Below are 13,392 nucleotides of genomic sequence, written 5' to 3' on the forward strand. Positions count from 1 at the left end.
CAAGCCCTCATCCCGAACGCAAGGCCAGGGCCGCGGCCTGCATATAGCGGCGGTCTCCATACACCGCCATTTCATCGCCACAGGCATGCACCAACTTGATCGCGTGATCATCCTTGGAACCGCATGCGGCGGCCGCAAGCTCGGGCCATGACAGAAGCGGTGAGGCCTCATTCGCCTGCGGCCGAACCTGCACCCGTCCCGCCAGATAGGCGGCCACAAAGGCTTGCCCGAGCAGGTGTTGAACCGCAGGATCCACATGCAAGCGCTGGGGCAGCCAGGGCAGAAGCACCCGCAAGGCGCGCAGGCCGGTGATCATGTGCAAGACCGTGAAATTGCCGCTGGCCAAGTAGTAGCCCAGGGCCAAATGGGCCAGCTGAGCCACCCGCTGCGCCAAAAGAGATTCGGGCTCAAGGCCCTGAGCCAGCTCCGCATACAAAGGCGTGGCACTGGCCTCCTGCATGCGCAGGAAGATCAGCGGCGCCTCACTGCGCCAGCCACGCGCACCGTCCACCAGGGCTTGCGACCACGCGGCCAAGTCCATCGCCCTGCCAGGTGGCGATGCGGGCGATGCGGGCGATGCCATGGTCGATGGCGGTGGTGATGGCGGGGGTGATGGCGGCGGGGGCAAAGTCTGCCAACGGCAGGCCCAGTAGGCCAAGGCCGAGGCCAATTCGCCATCATGGCCGCCCTCCACCGCATGTGCAGTACGAATCAGGCCGTGAAAGGCCACGGCCGACATGCCGGGCAGCAACACCGGCAGGGCTTGGCCCAGCAGTTCATCACGCCCGCGACGGGCCAGCTCTTCGGCAAAGCTGCGACGCAGATCGGCAAAGGCGTCGAACTGCCCCAGGGCCTCGCGCCAGTCGGGCAAAACCTGGCCAGCCTCGTCCAGACGTCGGCCTTCGAAACGGGCTGCATAGGTCGACGCAAAGCCCTCAAGCTGTTCCGCTTCTGCACCGAGCTGATACAAGGCATGCACGGCCATGGGCAGGTGGCTGCTGAGCTGATCGCCGTACTCGGGAGGATGGTCCTGAAATTGGTCCAGGCTGGCATGCAGCGCGGCGAGAGTCGCGCGAGTACGTGGTGCTTGATGGGCTGGATGTGCGGGATGTAGGTTCATGGTGCGAGACCTCGGCTGCAGTGAAGAGGCCTCTATACTCAAAGTTCAAGTGAACTTGAAGTCAAGCCCTTTCAGTCGCTTTGCCCTGCATGCCGCAAGGGCATTCAAATGCAGCCCCATCCATGAACATGCGCATCCGCAAACCGTCTGCTCCCATTTCCGCATCCAGTTCCAGCCGAACAACGCGATCCGCCGCGCCTTCGGCAGGCGATCGCCTGCCCATCGGCGAGCTGGTTCGGCGCAGCGGTGTGGCCGCCAGCGCCTTGCGCTTCTACGAGGACGCAGGGCTGTTGCAAAGCACGCGCAGCGACAGCGGCCGGCGCCACTACGCACGCAGCGACCTGCGTCGCCTGGCCTTTGTGCGTGCGGCACAGGCCGTGGGCCTGAGCCTGGATCAGATTCGCGCCGCGCTTGCCGAATTGCCGGAAGGACGCACGCCCACGGTGGCCGATTGGGCCCGACTGTCCTCCTCCTGGCGCCCCTTGCTGGACCAGCGCATTGCCGAGCTCAGCCGCCTGCGTGACACGCTGAGCTCATGCATCGGTTGCGGTTGCTTGTCCCTGAGCAAATGCGCGCTCTACAACCCGGCCGACCAGGCCGCGAGGCAAGGCCCAGGAGCCCGCTACCTGCTGGGAGATGTCGCGCCGCAGCCCGATCAAGCCCAACACAAAGCAGCACGACGCGGCAGCCGCCGATCTTCCGACTGACATCAGAGTTGCCCATTTCTTGGGCCAAGACCACCAAGAACGATGTCGCTGGCATGAGGTCATGCAGGGAAATCTTCCCCTTCGTGGCTTGATGGGTGATTACAACAACAGCCCGCGAATCGGGAAAACCCTTGATAGGATGCGCCCCCTCTCTCCAGAGGGGGGAGAGTAGTGACCTGATCCTCGAAATCAAGACAGAAAGCAGTATTCCAATGAAGAAGATTTTTGCCCTGGCCGCTCTGGCCTTCGCCGCCACCACCGCTTGCGCTGCTGACAACAGCTGGTACGTGGGTGGCGACATCGGCTCCAGCAAGTTCAAGTTGCTGGGCACCTCGTCGAGCCGCACCGGCTTCGGCGCCACCGTGGGCTACCAACTGAACACCAATGTGGCTTTCGAAGCCTCGGCTCGCCGCCTGGGCTCCTGGAAAGTAAACGGCGATGAGCTGTCGGCCAACGCTCTGCAAATTTCCGCCCTGGGCATCGCCCCGATCAACAATGAGTTCTCGGTGTTCGCGCGCCTGGGCGTGAGCCGCAACTCCCTGGACCTGGACGAAGGCAAGGCAACCTACTCCATCCACAAGACCAAGGCATTCTTCGGCCTGGGCGGCGCCTACCAAATCGACAAGGCACTGAGCCTGCGTGCTGAGTACGCCAACCTGGGCAAGAACAAGATCAGCGACGGCACCGACAGCGTCGAAATCAAGATCCACCAGTTCAACCTGGGTCTGAACTACGCTTTCTGATCCTCACCGATCTGAATGCAGCTATCAAAAGCCCCGCAGCCGCGGGGCTTTTTTGTTGGCGAGTTGCGTTGTGAAGGGCTGAATACGGCACGAAACAGCCTTTGGTTTTGCTCGTGAGGCCCTGCAGCCCGTGCCGCCGCCGGGCTCGTGGTTCCGGGGTCGGCCCTGGCGGGCCGACTTCCCTGCGCTGCTCGCACCTCGGGGCTGGCGCATAACTCACTCCGCTCCCTGCGTTCGCTTCGTTCAGACAGAAGCGCCAAGTCAGAACTTGAAGCGCACGAGTACGTGCGCGCCCCGAGGCGCTGTGCTGCTCGGCCCTGCACAAATCGCCCGGCAGCGGCACGGGCTGCAGGGCGCTTGCATCGCGGTCGATGTGCCTCATCCACGGTGGAACACGCCAACTCCGAAGGTGGCTCGGCCCGCCGACGGGCGATTTGTGCGCAGCCGAGGGCGCCGCTGAGCCCCGCAGTGAGCACCGAGCGAAGTCGGCTCACAGAGCCGACCCGCGAACCATGAGCCCGGCGGCGGGACGAGACACCGCAGCGAGAACGACAACCCCACAGAGGTCCGCAATGTGCCGATACCAGCCAACCGATTCAACCTCGCAACAGACGCTGCTCTCGCCGCTCGCGGGGCTCGAAGGCGTCGCACAGCAGCTTCATCAGGCGCTCCGCTGAGGCGCTGTTGTCGCCCACGAGGTTGCAGACGTAGACATCGAGCGTCACACCCCCCAACTCGGGCCAGGTGTGGATGGCCAAATGCGATTCGGCCAGCAAGACCACGCCCGTGATGCCGCTTTGCTCACAGCCCGGCGCGACCTCGAAACGATGGAACAACTCGGCCACGGCGCCCAAGCCTGCCGCCTGCACGGCATCGCGGCACAGGCGGCCGAGAGCCTCTGGGTCCAGCATCAGAGGCGACTGCGGGTCGCAGCCACGCAGATCAGCAGTCAGGTGCAAGCCCTGCACGGCAGCCTCAGCGACTCAACCGCCGGTGACTGGCGGGAAAAAAGCCAGCTCGGCATCGGCAGGGATGAGGGTCAGATCGCTGGCCACCATCTGCTGGTTCAGCGCGCAGCGCACGGCACGCCCGGGCGCCAAGGCTTCGGCATGCACGGCAGAGCGGGCGCAGAGCTGGGCCCGGAGCGCCGCCACGCTGGTTCCCGCAGGTATCTCCAGCCGCTCACCCGAACCCAGTTGCTCACGCAGCGAGGCGAAGAATTTCAGCTGCACCTGAATCATGGCCACGCCCTCGCTCATGACAGCAACTCGCTGAACGGCAGAAAGCGCACCGTGTCGCCGGGCGCGATGCTGCGACCCGAGGGGTTGTCCACCAAGCCGTCGCCCCAAACCGCCGAGCTGAGGACGCCCGAGCTTTGGTTGGCAAACAGATCCAGGCCGCCCGCCTCATTGAGGCGGGCACGCAGAAACTCCTGGCGCCGGTCAGCCCGGGGCCAGTTGAAATCGGCTCGCAATGCGTAGGCACGAGGATGCAAGCGGGTGGCCCCCTGCAAGCGCAGAATGACTGGCCGCACCAGCAGGCAGAAGGTGACCAGGCTGGCGACCGGATTACCGGGCAGACCGATGAACCACGCCGAACCACCATCGTGATTTCGGCGCACCGAACCGAAGGCCAAGGGCTTGCCGGGCTTGATGGCGATCTGCCAGAGCTCCAGCTGGCCTTCCGCTTGCACGGCCGGCCGCAGATGGTCCTCCTCACCAACCGAGACGCCGCCCGAAGTAATGATGAGGTCGGCCTGCGCCGCAGCATCGCGCAAAGCGGCACGGGTGGCATCCAGACGGTCGGGCACGATGCCCAGGTCCAACACCTCACAACCCAGGCCTTGCAGCAGGCCACGCAGGGTGAAGCGGTTGGAGTTGTAGATGGCGCCGGGGCGCAGCGGCTCGCCGGGCATGACCAGCTCATCGCCGGTGGAGAACAGCGCGACGCGCGGACGCCGGGCCACGCTCAAGCTTGCAGCACCCACCGATGCGGCCAGGCCCAAGCCCGCCGGATCCAGACGGCTGCCCACCGAGAGCACGGTGGCGCCACGCTCCACATCCTCGCCGCGGCGGCGGATGGCATTGCCCAACTCGGGCACGCTCAAGAAACGCACAGCGCCCAGGCCCTCGCCCGGCACAGCCTCGCACTGCTCCTGCATCAGCACGGTGTCGGCACCCACCGGCACTTGCGCACCGGTGAAGATGCGCGCAGCCGTGCCCGGCAGGTGTGCGGCACCAACCACGCCGGCGGGCACACGCTGCGCCACCGGCAAAACCGTACCCGGCTCGCGCACATCGGCCGCGCAAAAAGCATAGCCGTCCATGGCCGAGTTGTCGGCGGGCGGCACATCAAGCAAGGACACCACGTCCTGACTGAGCACCCGGCCCAGGGCCTCGGCCGTGGGCAGCATTTCGCTCAGACCCAGTGGCTGAACGGCGGCCTGCAAACGAGCCAGGGCTTCATCCAGCGGCAACATGGCCGGCTTGGCCTTGGAAGCAAGAGGCTCAGACATGGGCTTCGATGAAACGCTGAACGGCAGCCACATCGACCGGCATCACCACCACCCGTTTGGGCAGGGACTCGATGTGCTCCAGGTCCACAGGGCGCGGCGGCGCTGTGCCCAGCGCCTCTTCGATGGTGGCGGCGAACTTGACCGGCAAGGCCGTCTCCAGCACCAGCATGGTCACGCCGGGCTGGCGGCGCTCCTGTGCCACCTTGAGGCCATCGGCCGTGTGGGTGTCTACCACCACGCCGTAGCGTGCATGGGTGCTGCGGATGGTGGCCAGGCGGTCGGCATGGCTGCTGCGGCCGGACTGAAAGCCGTAACGCGCAATGTCCGCATGCTCCTGCTCGCTGAGCTGGAAGCGGCCTTCGCGAGCAATCGCCTCGCCGAACAAGGCCTTGGTGCGCGCTCCATCGCGACCCAGCAGATCGAACACAAAACGCTCGAAATTGCTGGCCTTGGAAATATCCATGGACGGGCTTGAGGTCTCGTGTGTCTCGGCGCTGCCGCGCACACGGTAGACGCCGGTGCGGAAGAACTCGTCCAGCACATCGTTCTCGTTGGTGGCCACCACCAGCTGCGCAATCGGCAGGCCCATCATGCGCGCCACATGGCCGGCGCAGACATTGCCGAAATTGCCCGAGGGCACGGTGAAGCTGACCCGCTCGGTGTTGCTCGTCGTAGCCTGGAAGTAGCCGGCGAAGTAGTACACCACTTGGGCCAGCAGGCGTGCCCAGTTGATCGAGTTGACGGTGCCGATCTGGTACTTGCGCTTGAATTCGAGGTCATTGCTGACCGCCTTGACGATGTCCTGGCAGTCGTCGAACACGCCCTCGATGGCGATGTTGTGGATGTTGGCATCCTGCAGGCTGAACATCTGCGCCTGCTGGAAGGGGCTCATGCGGCCATGGGGGCTGAGCATGAAGACATTCACACCCGCCTTGCCGCGCATGGCGTACTCGGCCGCGCTGCCGGTGTCGCCCGAAGTGGCGCCCAGAATGTTGAGCGTCTGGCCGCGCCGGCCCAACTCGTACTCAAACAACTGGCCCAGCAGCTGCATGGCCATGTCCTTGAAGGCCAGGGTCGGGCCGTTGGACAGGGCTTGCAGGGCCAGACCCGGCTCCAGGGTCTTGAGCGGCGTGATCTCGGGCGTGCCGAACACGGCCTCGGTGTAGGTGCGGCGGGTGATGGCGCGCAGGTCTTCGACCGGGATGTCATCGATGTAGAGCGACAGGATCTCGAACGCCAAATCGGCATAGGCCAGGCCGCGCCAGCGCGTCAGCGTGGCATCGTCCACCTGCGGATAGTGGGTCGGCAAGTAGAGGCCGCCATCGGGCGCCAGGCCCTCCAGCAGGATGTCGCAGAAGCGGCGCTCAGTCTGGTCGCCGCGGGTGCTGATGTATCGCATGCTCGTCAAGCCAATTCTTCCTTGCGCAGGCGCACGATGGGCGCCAGCACGGTGTTCAGACCTTGCATCTGAGCCAGGGCCCGGTTCATGCGGCCTTCCTGGGTCTCGTGGGTCAGGATGATCAGGTCGGTCTGGCGCTCGCCCTCGTTGGATTCGCGCTGCAGCACGGCGTCGATCGAGATGTCGTGCTCGGCCAGGATGGTGGTGATGCGCGAGAGCACACCGGCCTCGTCGGCCACGCGCAGACGCAGGTAATAGCTGGTCAGCACCTCGGCCATGGGCAGGATGGCGGTGTCGCTCATCGCGTCGGGCTGGAAGGCCAGATGCGGCACCCGGTGGTCGGGGTCGGCGGTGTGCAAGCGAGTGATATCCACCAGATCGGCGATCACGGCCGAAGCGGTCGGCTCGGCGCCTGCCCCCTTGCCATAGTAGAGCGTGGTGCCGACGGCATCGCCCTGCACCACCACGGCGTTCATCGCGCCTTCAACATTGGCAATCAGGCGGCTCATGGGCACCAGGGTCGGGTGCACGCGCAGCTCGATGCCGCTGTCCCGGCGGCGGGTCAAGCCCAGCAGCTTGATGCGGTAGCCCAGCTGCTCGGCGTACTTGATGTCGGCGGCCTGCAGCTGGCTGATGCCTTCCACATGGGCTTTGTCGAACTGCACCGGCACGCCAAAGGCGATGGCGCTCATCAGCGTCAGCTTGTGGGCGGCATCCACGCCTTCGACGTCAAAGGTCGGGTCGGCCTCGGCATAGCCCAGGCGCTGGGCTTCTTTCAGCACGGTGGCGAAGTCCAGGCCCTTGCTGCGCATCTCGGACAGGATGAAATTGGTGGTGCCGTTGATGATGCCGGCGATCCATTCGATGCGGTTGGCGGTCAGGCCTTCGCGCAAGGCCTTGATGATGGGGATGCCGCCGGCCACAGCCGCTTCAAACGCGACCATCACACCCTTGGCGCGCGCAGCGGCAAAGATCTCTGTGCCATGCACGGCCAGCAGCGCCTTGTTGGCGGTGATCACATGCTTGCCCTGGGCGATGGCTTCCAGCACCAGGCTGCGGGCCAGATCGCAGCCGCCGATGGTCTCGACCACGATGTCGATCTCAGGGTTGCGGATGATCTCGAAGGGGTCGGCGGTGACCACCACATCGGCATCGCCCACGATCTGGCGCGCCTGGGCCAGGTCACGGCGGCACACCATGGTGACCTCGATGCCGCGGCCGGCACGGCCCTTGATCTCCGCCTGGTTGCGACGCAGCACATGGAAGGTGCCACTGCCCACGGTGCCAATGCCGAGGAGGCCGACTTTGATCGCTTTCATGCTGTCTGTCACTTTGCTGTTCACGTTTCGAAGAAAACAAACCCGGGAGGGCGGCTCAGGTGCCGTGGCGCTTGCGGTAATGGGCCAGGAAGCGCTCGATGCGGCCGATCGCTTCCTTCAGGTCGTCGGAATTGGGCAGGAAGACCAGGCGGAAGTGATCGGGCGCCACCCAGTTGAAACCCGTACCCTGGACGATCAGCACCTTCTCCTCGGCCAGCAGCTCGTAGGCAAACTGCTGGTCGTCAGTGATCGGGTAGACCTTGGGGTCCAGGCGCGGGAACATGTACAGCGCTGCCTTGGGCTTGACCACGCTGACGCCCGGGATCTGGCTCAGCAGCTCGTAGGCCAGATCACGCTGGCGGCACAGGCGGCCGGTCGGGGCGACCAGGTCCTTGATGCTCTGGTAACCGCCCAGGGCGGTCTGGATGGCCAGCTGGCCTGGCGTGTTGGAGCACAGGCGCAGGGAGGCCAGCATGTTCAGGCCCTCGATGTAGTCGCGGGCATGGCGCTTTTCGCCGCTGACCACCATCCAGCCGGCGCGGTAGCCGCAGGAGCGATAGTTCTTGGACAGGCCGTTGAAGGTCACGAACAGCACATCGTCGGCCAGGCTGGCCATGCTGGTATGGGTATTGCCGTCGTACAAGGTCTTGTCGTAGATCTCGTCCGCGAAGATCAAGAGCTGATGGCGGCGGGCGATCTCGATGATGCCCAGCAAGAGGTCGTCCGGGTACAGCGCCCCGGTCGGGTTGTTGGGGTTGCAGACCATGATGGCGCGGGTGCGCGGCGTGATCTTGGACTCGATGTCGTCCAGGTCGGGCAGCCAGCCCGCGCCCTCGTCGCAGAGGTAGTGGACCGGCTTGCCGCCGGACAGGCCCACCACCGCGGTGTAGAGCGGGAAGTCAGGTGCGGGGATCAGCACCTCGTCACCATCGTTGACCAGGGCGTTCATCGCCATCTGGATCAGCTCCGACGCGCCATTGCCCAGGTAGACATCGTCCACCGTCACGCCCTTCACGCCTTTTTCCTGCGTGTAGTGCACCACGGCCTTGCGCGGGGCGAACAGGCCCTTGCTGTCGGTGTAGCCGGCGGCATCAGGCAGGTTGCGGATCATGTCCTGCACGATCTCGTCCGGCGGCATCAGGCCAAAGGCGGCCACATTGCCGATGTTCAGCTTGATGATCTTCTGACCCTCGTCCTCCATCTGGCGCGCCTTGTCCAGCACAGGGCCACGGATGTCATAGCTGACGCTGGCGAGCTTGCTGGACTTGGCGATGGGCTTCAAGACGGGGACTCCTCGGGCGATCTGTGGGGGCAAGTGGGGCAGGGAACACTTGGATACTGCGGGGCTAGAAGGCCCGGCGGCCCTCATGCTGCAGTGCAAAACCATACAATTTAATCACAGGGCTGCGGCTGCTCAGGCACCCGCCGCCTGAGAGTACAAGCAAGTGAGCCTTCGCAGGCCCCGGCATGGCCGTCACCCCCACCCCGCCCTCCCCGCCCTCCCCGCCACGATGAAATTCCAACTCGACGAGCCGCAAGGCGGCAACATCATTTCGCGCCACGACGGGCAAAGCGTCCGGGTCAATGCCGACGAACACCGCAGCAGCGTGCTGGTGCCTTGGCGCGGCGAGGTGCAGTCCTGGGCGCTGACGCGCTTTGAGGATCTGACAGAAGCGCACTTTGAACAGATCCTGGGCCTGAAGCCCGAACTGGTGATCTTTGGCAGCGGCAGTCGCATCCGCTTCGCCAACCCCAAGCTGTACCGCAGCTTGATCGAGGCCCGCATCGGCATCGAAACCATGGACCTGGCGGCGGCCTGCCGCACCTACAACGTGCTCAGCAGCGAGCATCGCGCCGTGCTGGCAGCCTTGCTGATCGAAGCCTGAAATACAGAGGCTTTAAGGGGCGCTGGAGGCGGCGCCGAGCGGCTTTACCAGGGTGATGGCATTGCGCAATCCATGCGCTTGAAACCCATCCCGGGCTCAATCTGGCACACATCACAAGCGCTGGACCGAGGGCAATCCCCCTAAATGACGAAGGCGGGCCTCCCGGAGGGGGCTCGCCAAAGGCCGTATAATCAACGGCTATGCCCAGCCGGGCACATCATACATAGAACGCCACATGACGCCAGCGCTCAACAAACCTCTCCCGGAAATTGAAGCCCTTGCCACCGGAGGCGTGAAGTTCACACCACAAACCTTCCTGGGTCAAGCCGTGGTGCTGTACTTCTACCCGAAGGACAACACTCCCGGTTGTACTACGGAAGCGATGCAATTTCGCGACCGCCACAAGGACTTCGTGAAAGCTGGCGCAGTTGTGCTGGGTGTTTCACGCGACAACATGGCCTCGCACGACAAGTTCAAGCAGACGCTGGAACTGCCTTTCGAGCTGATCGCGGACACCGAAGAAAAGCTCTGCCACATGTTCGGCGTGGTCAAGAACAAGATCATGTACGGCAAGAAGGTCAAGGGCATCGAGCGCTCGACCTTCCTGATCGATGCTTCGGGCGTGCTGCGCGCCGAATGGCGTGGCATCAAGGTGGCTGGCCATGTGGACGAAGTCCTCAAGGAAGTCAGCGCTCTGAAAAAGGCTGCGGCCTGATTCAGCGGGCCTTGCGACTAGCAAAAGCCGATCCGGGCCTTGCCCGCGTCGGCTTTTTTCATGCCTGCGCATTTGGGCGGCGACGTCACCGGCTTTGTGCATAATGGATTCATGCCCGAGAGCCGCGAAGCCCAAGAACAAACACCATCAAGCCGCACAGCAGCCTGTGCGGCTTTTTGCTTTTTTCGGCCGCCTGCTTCGTCATCAGCCTCCCGGCCTGCCGTCACGGCTTTTCTTCCCGACTGCGTGGTGAGCCTTACCTCACCCGAACACTGAGCACCATGCCACTGCCCAAGCCCCCGACCAAACGCGCCGCCCGCCTCGAGCCCACCGCCTTTGCAAACACCTTGGCGGTGAGCCCCAGCAACAAAGCCGAGACCCCGATCGCCAAAACCAGCAGCCGCAGCCTGGCTGCCCCCAAGCTGAGCGCCGCGCCCACAGCTGCACCCGCACCCGCCACTGCCACAGTGAGTGGCCGCAGCCCTGCCGCCAAGACCCGCAGCGCTGCAAAACCAGCTGCCACACCGGCCTTGCCGGTGGACGCCCTGGCCCCCACCATCTACCCTGCCGACAAGCCCAAGGCCAGCAAACCCACGCCCGAAAGCGCGGGCAAGGCCGGCAGCGCCACCAAGCCGGCCAAGGCCAGCAAGAAAATCGGCAGCGCCGCGCCCAAGCTCTTTGTGCTGGACACCAATGTGCTGATGCACGACCCGATGAGCTTGTTCCGCTTCGAGGAACACGACATCTACCTGCCCATGATCACGCTCGAAGAGCTGGACGGGCACAAAAAGGGCATGACCGAAGTGGCGCGCAATGTGCGCCAGGTCAGTCGCGAGCTGGACAACCTGGCCGGCGGCCTGAAGAGCAGCGGCATCGAGGAAATGGCCAAGGGCCTGCCACTGGATCACACCGGCCACCGCGAAGCCGGCGGCAAGCTGTTCTTCCAGACCCAGCTGATCGACACACCCCTGCCAGCCGGCCTGCCCCAGGGCAAGGCCGACAACCAGATCCTGGCCGTGGTGCAGGCGCTGAAGATCCAGCAGCCCGAGCGCGAAGTGGTCCTGGTGTCCAAGGACATCAATATGCGCATCAAGGCGCGTGCCTTGGGCCTGCCGGCCGAGGACTACCGCAATGACAAGACGCTGGAAGACTCCGACCTGCTGTACACCGGCGTGCAAGCCCTGCCGGCCGACTTCTGGGAGCGCCATGGCAAGACCATGGAAAGCTGGCAGCAAGGCGGCCTGACCTACTACCGCATCAGCGGCCCCCTCGTGCCTTCGCTGCTGATCAACGAGCTGGTCTACCTGGAAGCGCCCGGCGCCGTGCCGCTCTACGCCAAGGTGCTGGAGATCACCGGCAAGACCGCCGTGCTGCGCACGCTCAAGGACTACGGCAACCAGAAGCATTCGGTCTGGGGCGTGACAGCCCGCAACCGCGAGCAGAACTTCGCCCTCAACCTGCTGCTCGACCCCGACTGCGACTTCGTCACCCTGACCGGCACAGCCGGCACCGGCAAGACGCTGATGACCCTGGCCGCCGGCCTCTCGCAGGTGCTGGACGAGCGCCGCTACAGCGAGATCATCGTCACGCGCGTGACCGTGCCTGTGGGCGAGGACATCGGCTTCCTGCCCGGCACCGAAGAGGAAAAGATGAGCCCCTGGATGGGCGCCCTGGACGACAACCTCGAAGTGCTGGCCCGCGGCGACAGCGCCGCCGGCGAATGGGGCCGCGCGGCCACCAACGACCTGGTGCGCAGCAAGATCAAGATCAAGAGCTTGAACTTCATGCGCGGCCGCACGTTCCTGAACAAGTTCGTCATCATCGACGAGGCGCAAAACCTGACGCCCAAGCAGATGAAGACCTTGATCACCCGCGCCGGCCCTGGCACCAAGATCGTCTGCCTGGGCAACCTCGCGCAGATCGACACGCCCTACCTGACCGAAGGCAGCTCGGGCCTGACCTATGCCGTGGACCGCTTCAAGGGCTGGGCCCACAGCGGCCATGTCACGCTGGCGCGCGGCGAACGCTCGCGTCTGGCAGACTTTGCCTCCGAGGTGCTCTGAGCACCTGGCGCCGATCGCAAATTTTCCGGGGCGGCTTCAGCCGCCCTTTTTCTTTTTGCAGCCTGATCCCGACATGACGCTTTACGTCTCCGACCTCGACGGTACCTTGCTCGACCCCCAAGGCCGCCTGGCTGACAGCACCCGCGCCGGCCTGACCCGCCTGCTGGACCAAGGCCTGCTCTTCACCGTGGCCAGCGCCCGCCATGTCACCTCGATCCGCCACATCCTCGGCGATCTGCCCCTGCGCCTGCCCGTGATTGGCAGCAACGGCGCCTACCTCAGCGATATGGCCAGCGCCGAGCATGAGGTGGTCAACGCCATGGAGCCAGCCCTGGCTCAGGCCGTGTTCGCCCTGATCCGCCAGCATGGCCTGATGCCCTTCGTTTCCACCCACGGCCCGCTGGGCGACCAGCTGTTTTACCAATCGGTGCACAACGAGGCGCAGCAGGCCTTTGTCACCGAGCGCCAGCGCAATGCCGACCCGCGCCTGCGCCACAGCCCGCGTCTGCAAGACGAGCTGCGCGACCCGGCCGTGACCTTTGTGGTGGTGGAGCGCGAGGCGCCGCTGGCGGCGCTGCAGGCCGACATCGACGCGCTCTGTGGCGATGCGGTGGAAACCCATCTGGCCGAAGACCTGTACAAACCCGGCTGGCCCTGGCTGACCGTACACGACCGACGCGCCACCAAGGACCAGGGCATCCAGCTGCTGGCCCAGCGCTACGGCCTGCAGGAACGAGAGGTGGTGGTCTTTGGCGACCATGTCAATGACATCAAGATGCTGCGCGCCGCCCACCGCGGCATTGCCGTGGCCAATGCCATCGAGGCGGTCAAGCAGGAAGCCCACCAGGTGATCGGCCCGCACCACGAGGATGCGGTGCTGCGCTTCATCGAAGCCGACTGGCGGCGCTGAAGCCCGCCTCCGCGA

At 64.9% G+C, this 13,392-nt stretch carries 13 protein-coding genes; 6 read left to right on the forward strand and 7 right to left on the reverse strand.

All coding sequences use genetic code 11. The features are described from left to right. Positions 1-7: 7 nt before the first annotated feature. Complete coding sequence (locus AC1Q6P_RS00945) at positions 8-1,120, reverse strand: questin oxidase family protein (protein WP_492663949.1); 1,113 nt, start codon at positions 1,118-1,120, stop codon at positions 8-10. 122 nt (positions 1,121-1,242) lie between these two features. Between AC1Q6P_RS00945 and soxR the strand changes: the two genes are divergently transcribed. Together soxR and AC1Q6P_RS00955 are read left to right on the forward strand one after the other, a co-directional pair. Further along, a complete protein-coding gene (gene soxR / locus AC1Q6P_RS00950) occupies positions 1,243-1,827 on the forward strand; it encodes a redox-sensitive transcriptional activator SoxR (protein ID WP_492663950.1) in 585 nt (194 codons plus the stop codon). A gap of 212 nt (positions 1,828-2,039) precedes the next feature. After that, entirely contained in the window at positions 2,040-2,570 is a 531-nt protein-coding gene (locus tag AC1Q6P_RS00955) for an outer membrane beta-barrel protein (protein ID WP_492663951.1), read from the forward strand. Positions 2,571-3,166: 596 nt separating this feature from the next. On the opposite strand, the gene speD is transcribed toward AC1Q6P_RS00955, so the two are convergent. From speD to AC1Q6P_RS00985, 6 genes are read right to left on the reverse strand one after another with little or no spacing between them, the layout of a single operon-like run. Further along, positions 3,167-3,538, reverse strand: a complete 372-nt coding sequence (gene speD, locus AC1Q6P_RS00960) for an adenosylmethionine decarboxylase (RefSeq protein ID WP_492664288.1) — start codon at positions 3,536-3,538, stop codon at positions 3,167-3,169. Positions 3,539-3,553: 15 nt separating this feature from the next. Continuing rightward, a complete protein-coding gene (locus AC1Q6P_RS00965; protein ID WP_492664295.1) occupies positions 3,554-3,808 on the reverse strand; it encodes a MoaD/ThiS family protein in 255 nt (84 codons plus the stop codon). Between the two features lie 17 nt (positions 3,809-3,825). Beyond that, the gene (locus AC1Q6P_RS00970; RefSeq protein ID WP_492664287.1) at positions 3,826-5,085 is read right to left on the reverse strand and encodes a molybdopterin molybdotransferase MoeA; all 1,260 of its coding nucleotides are present in this window, start codon (positions 5,083-5,085) and stop codon (positions 3,826-3,828) included. Next, positions 5,078-6,484: a threonine synthase gene (gene thrC, locus AC1Q6P_RS00975; RefSeq protein WP_492664294.1), complete on the reverse strand. Its 1,407-nt coding sequence runs from the start codon at positions 6,482-6,484 to the stop codon at positions 5,078-5,080. Before thrC ends, AC1Q6P_RS00970 begins: the two co-directional genes overlap by 8 nt. A gap of 5 nt (positions 6,485-6,489) precedes the next feature. Then, positions 6,490-7,803, reverse strand: coding sequence for a homoserine dehydrogenase (locus AC1Q6P_RS00980; protein WP_492664286.1), 1,314 nt, complete (start codon positions 7,801-7,803; stop codon positions 6,490-6,492). Between the two features lie 55 nt (positions 7,804-7,858). Beyond that, on the reverse strand, positions 7,859-9,085 hold the full coding sequence (locus tag AC1Q6P_RS00985) for a pyridoxal phosphate-dependent aminotransferase (protein ID WP_492664285.1): 1,227 nt from the start codon (positions 9,083-9,085) through the stop codon (positions 7,859-7,861). Positions 9,086-9,314: 229 nt separating this feature from the next. Between AC1Q6P_RS00985 and AC1Q6P_RS00990 the strand changes: the two genes are divergently transcribed. The 4 genes from AC1Q6P_RS00990 to AC1Q6P_RS01005 all read left to right on the forward strand — a co-directional run bounded on the left by AC1Q6P_RS00990 (position 9,315) and on the right by AC1Q6P_RS01005 (position 13,377). Continuing rightward, the gene (locus tag AC1Q6P_RS00990) at positions 9,315-9,689 is read left to right on the forward strand and encodes an Mth938-like domain-containing protein (RefSeq protein ID WP_492664284.1); all 375 of its coding nucleotides are present in this window, start codon (positions 9,315-9,317) and stop codon (positions 9,687-9,689) included. Positions 9,690-9,924: 235 nt separating this feature from the next. Further along, positions 9,925-10,404, forward strand: a complete 480-nt coding sequence (locus tag AC1Q6P_RS00995) for a peroxiredoxin (RefSeq protein WP_102767348.1) — start codon at positions 9,925-9,927, stop codon at positions 10,402-10,404. Positions 10,405-10,685: 281 nt separating this feature from the next. Further along, positions 10,686-12,467, forward strand: coding sequence for a PhoH family protein (locus tag AC1Q6P_RS01000; protein ID WP_492664283.1), 1,782 nt, complete (start codon positions 10,686-10,688; stop codon positions 12,465-12,467). Positions 12,468-12,540: 73 nt separating this feature from the next. Continuing rightward, positions 12,541-13,377: an HAD family hydrolase gene (locus AC1Q6P_RS01005; protein WP_492664282.1), complete on the forward strand. Its 837-nt coding sequence runs from the start codon at positions 12,541-12,543 to the stop codon at positions 13,375-13,377. Positions 13,378-13,392: the final 15 nt, after the last annotated feature.

The sequence above is a fragment of the Roseateles sp. GW835-FHT13E02 genome (assembly GCF_058794035.1).

What these genes read in the sequence shown, in the direction of transcription:
- AC1Q6P_RS00945 (WP_492663949.1), bottom strand. Translation starts at nt 1,120, where the DNA reads ATGAACCTACATCCCGCACATCCAGCCCATCAAGCACCACGTACTCGC.
- soxR (WP_492663950.1), top strand. Translation starts at nt 1,243, where the DNA reads ATGAACATGCGCATCCGCAAACCGTCTGCTCCCATTTCCGCATCCAGT.
- AC1Q6P_RS00955 (WP_492663951.1), top strand. Translation starts at nt 2,040, where the DNA reads ATGAAGAAGATTTTTGCCCTGGCCGCTCTGGCCTTCGCCGCCACCACC.
- AC1Q6P_RS00970 (WP_492664287.1), bottom strand. Translation starts at nt 5,085, where the DNA reads ATGTCTGAGCCTCTTGCTTCCAAGGCCAAGCCGGCCATGTTGCCGCTG.
- thrC (WP_492664294.1), bottom strand. Translation starts at nt 6,484, where the DNA reads ATGCGATACATCAGCACCCGCGGCGACCAGACTGAGCGCCGCTTCTGC.
- AC1Q6P_RS00980 (WP_492664286.1), bottom strand. Translation starts at nt 7,803, where the DNA reads ATGAAAGCGATCAAAGTCGGCCTCCTCGGCATTGGCACCGTGGGCAGT.
- AC1Q6P_RS00990 (WP_492664284.1), top strand. Translation starts at nt 9,315, where the DNA reads ATGAAATTCCAACTCGACGAGCCGCAAGGCGGCAACATCATTTCGCGC.
- AC1Q6P_RS00995 (WP_102767348.1), top strand. Translation starts at nt 9,925, where the DNA reads ATGACGCCAGCGCTCAACAAACCTCTCCCGGAAATTGAAGCCCTTGCC.
- AC1Q6P_RS01000 (WP_492664283.1), top strand. Translation starts at nt 10,686, where the DNA reads ATGCCACTGCCCAAGCCCCCGACCAAACGCGCCGCCCGCCTCGAGCCC.
- AC1Q6P_RS01005 (WP_492664282.1), top strand. Translation starts at nt 12,541, where the DNA reads ATGACGCTTTACGTCTCCGACCTCGACGGTACCTTGCTCGACCCCCAA.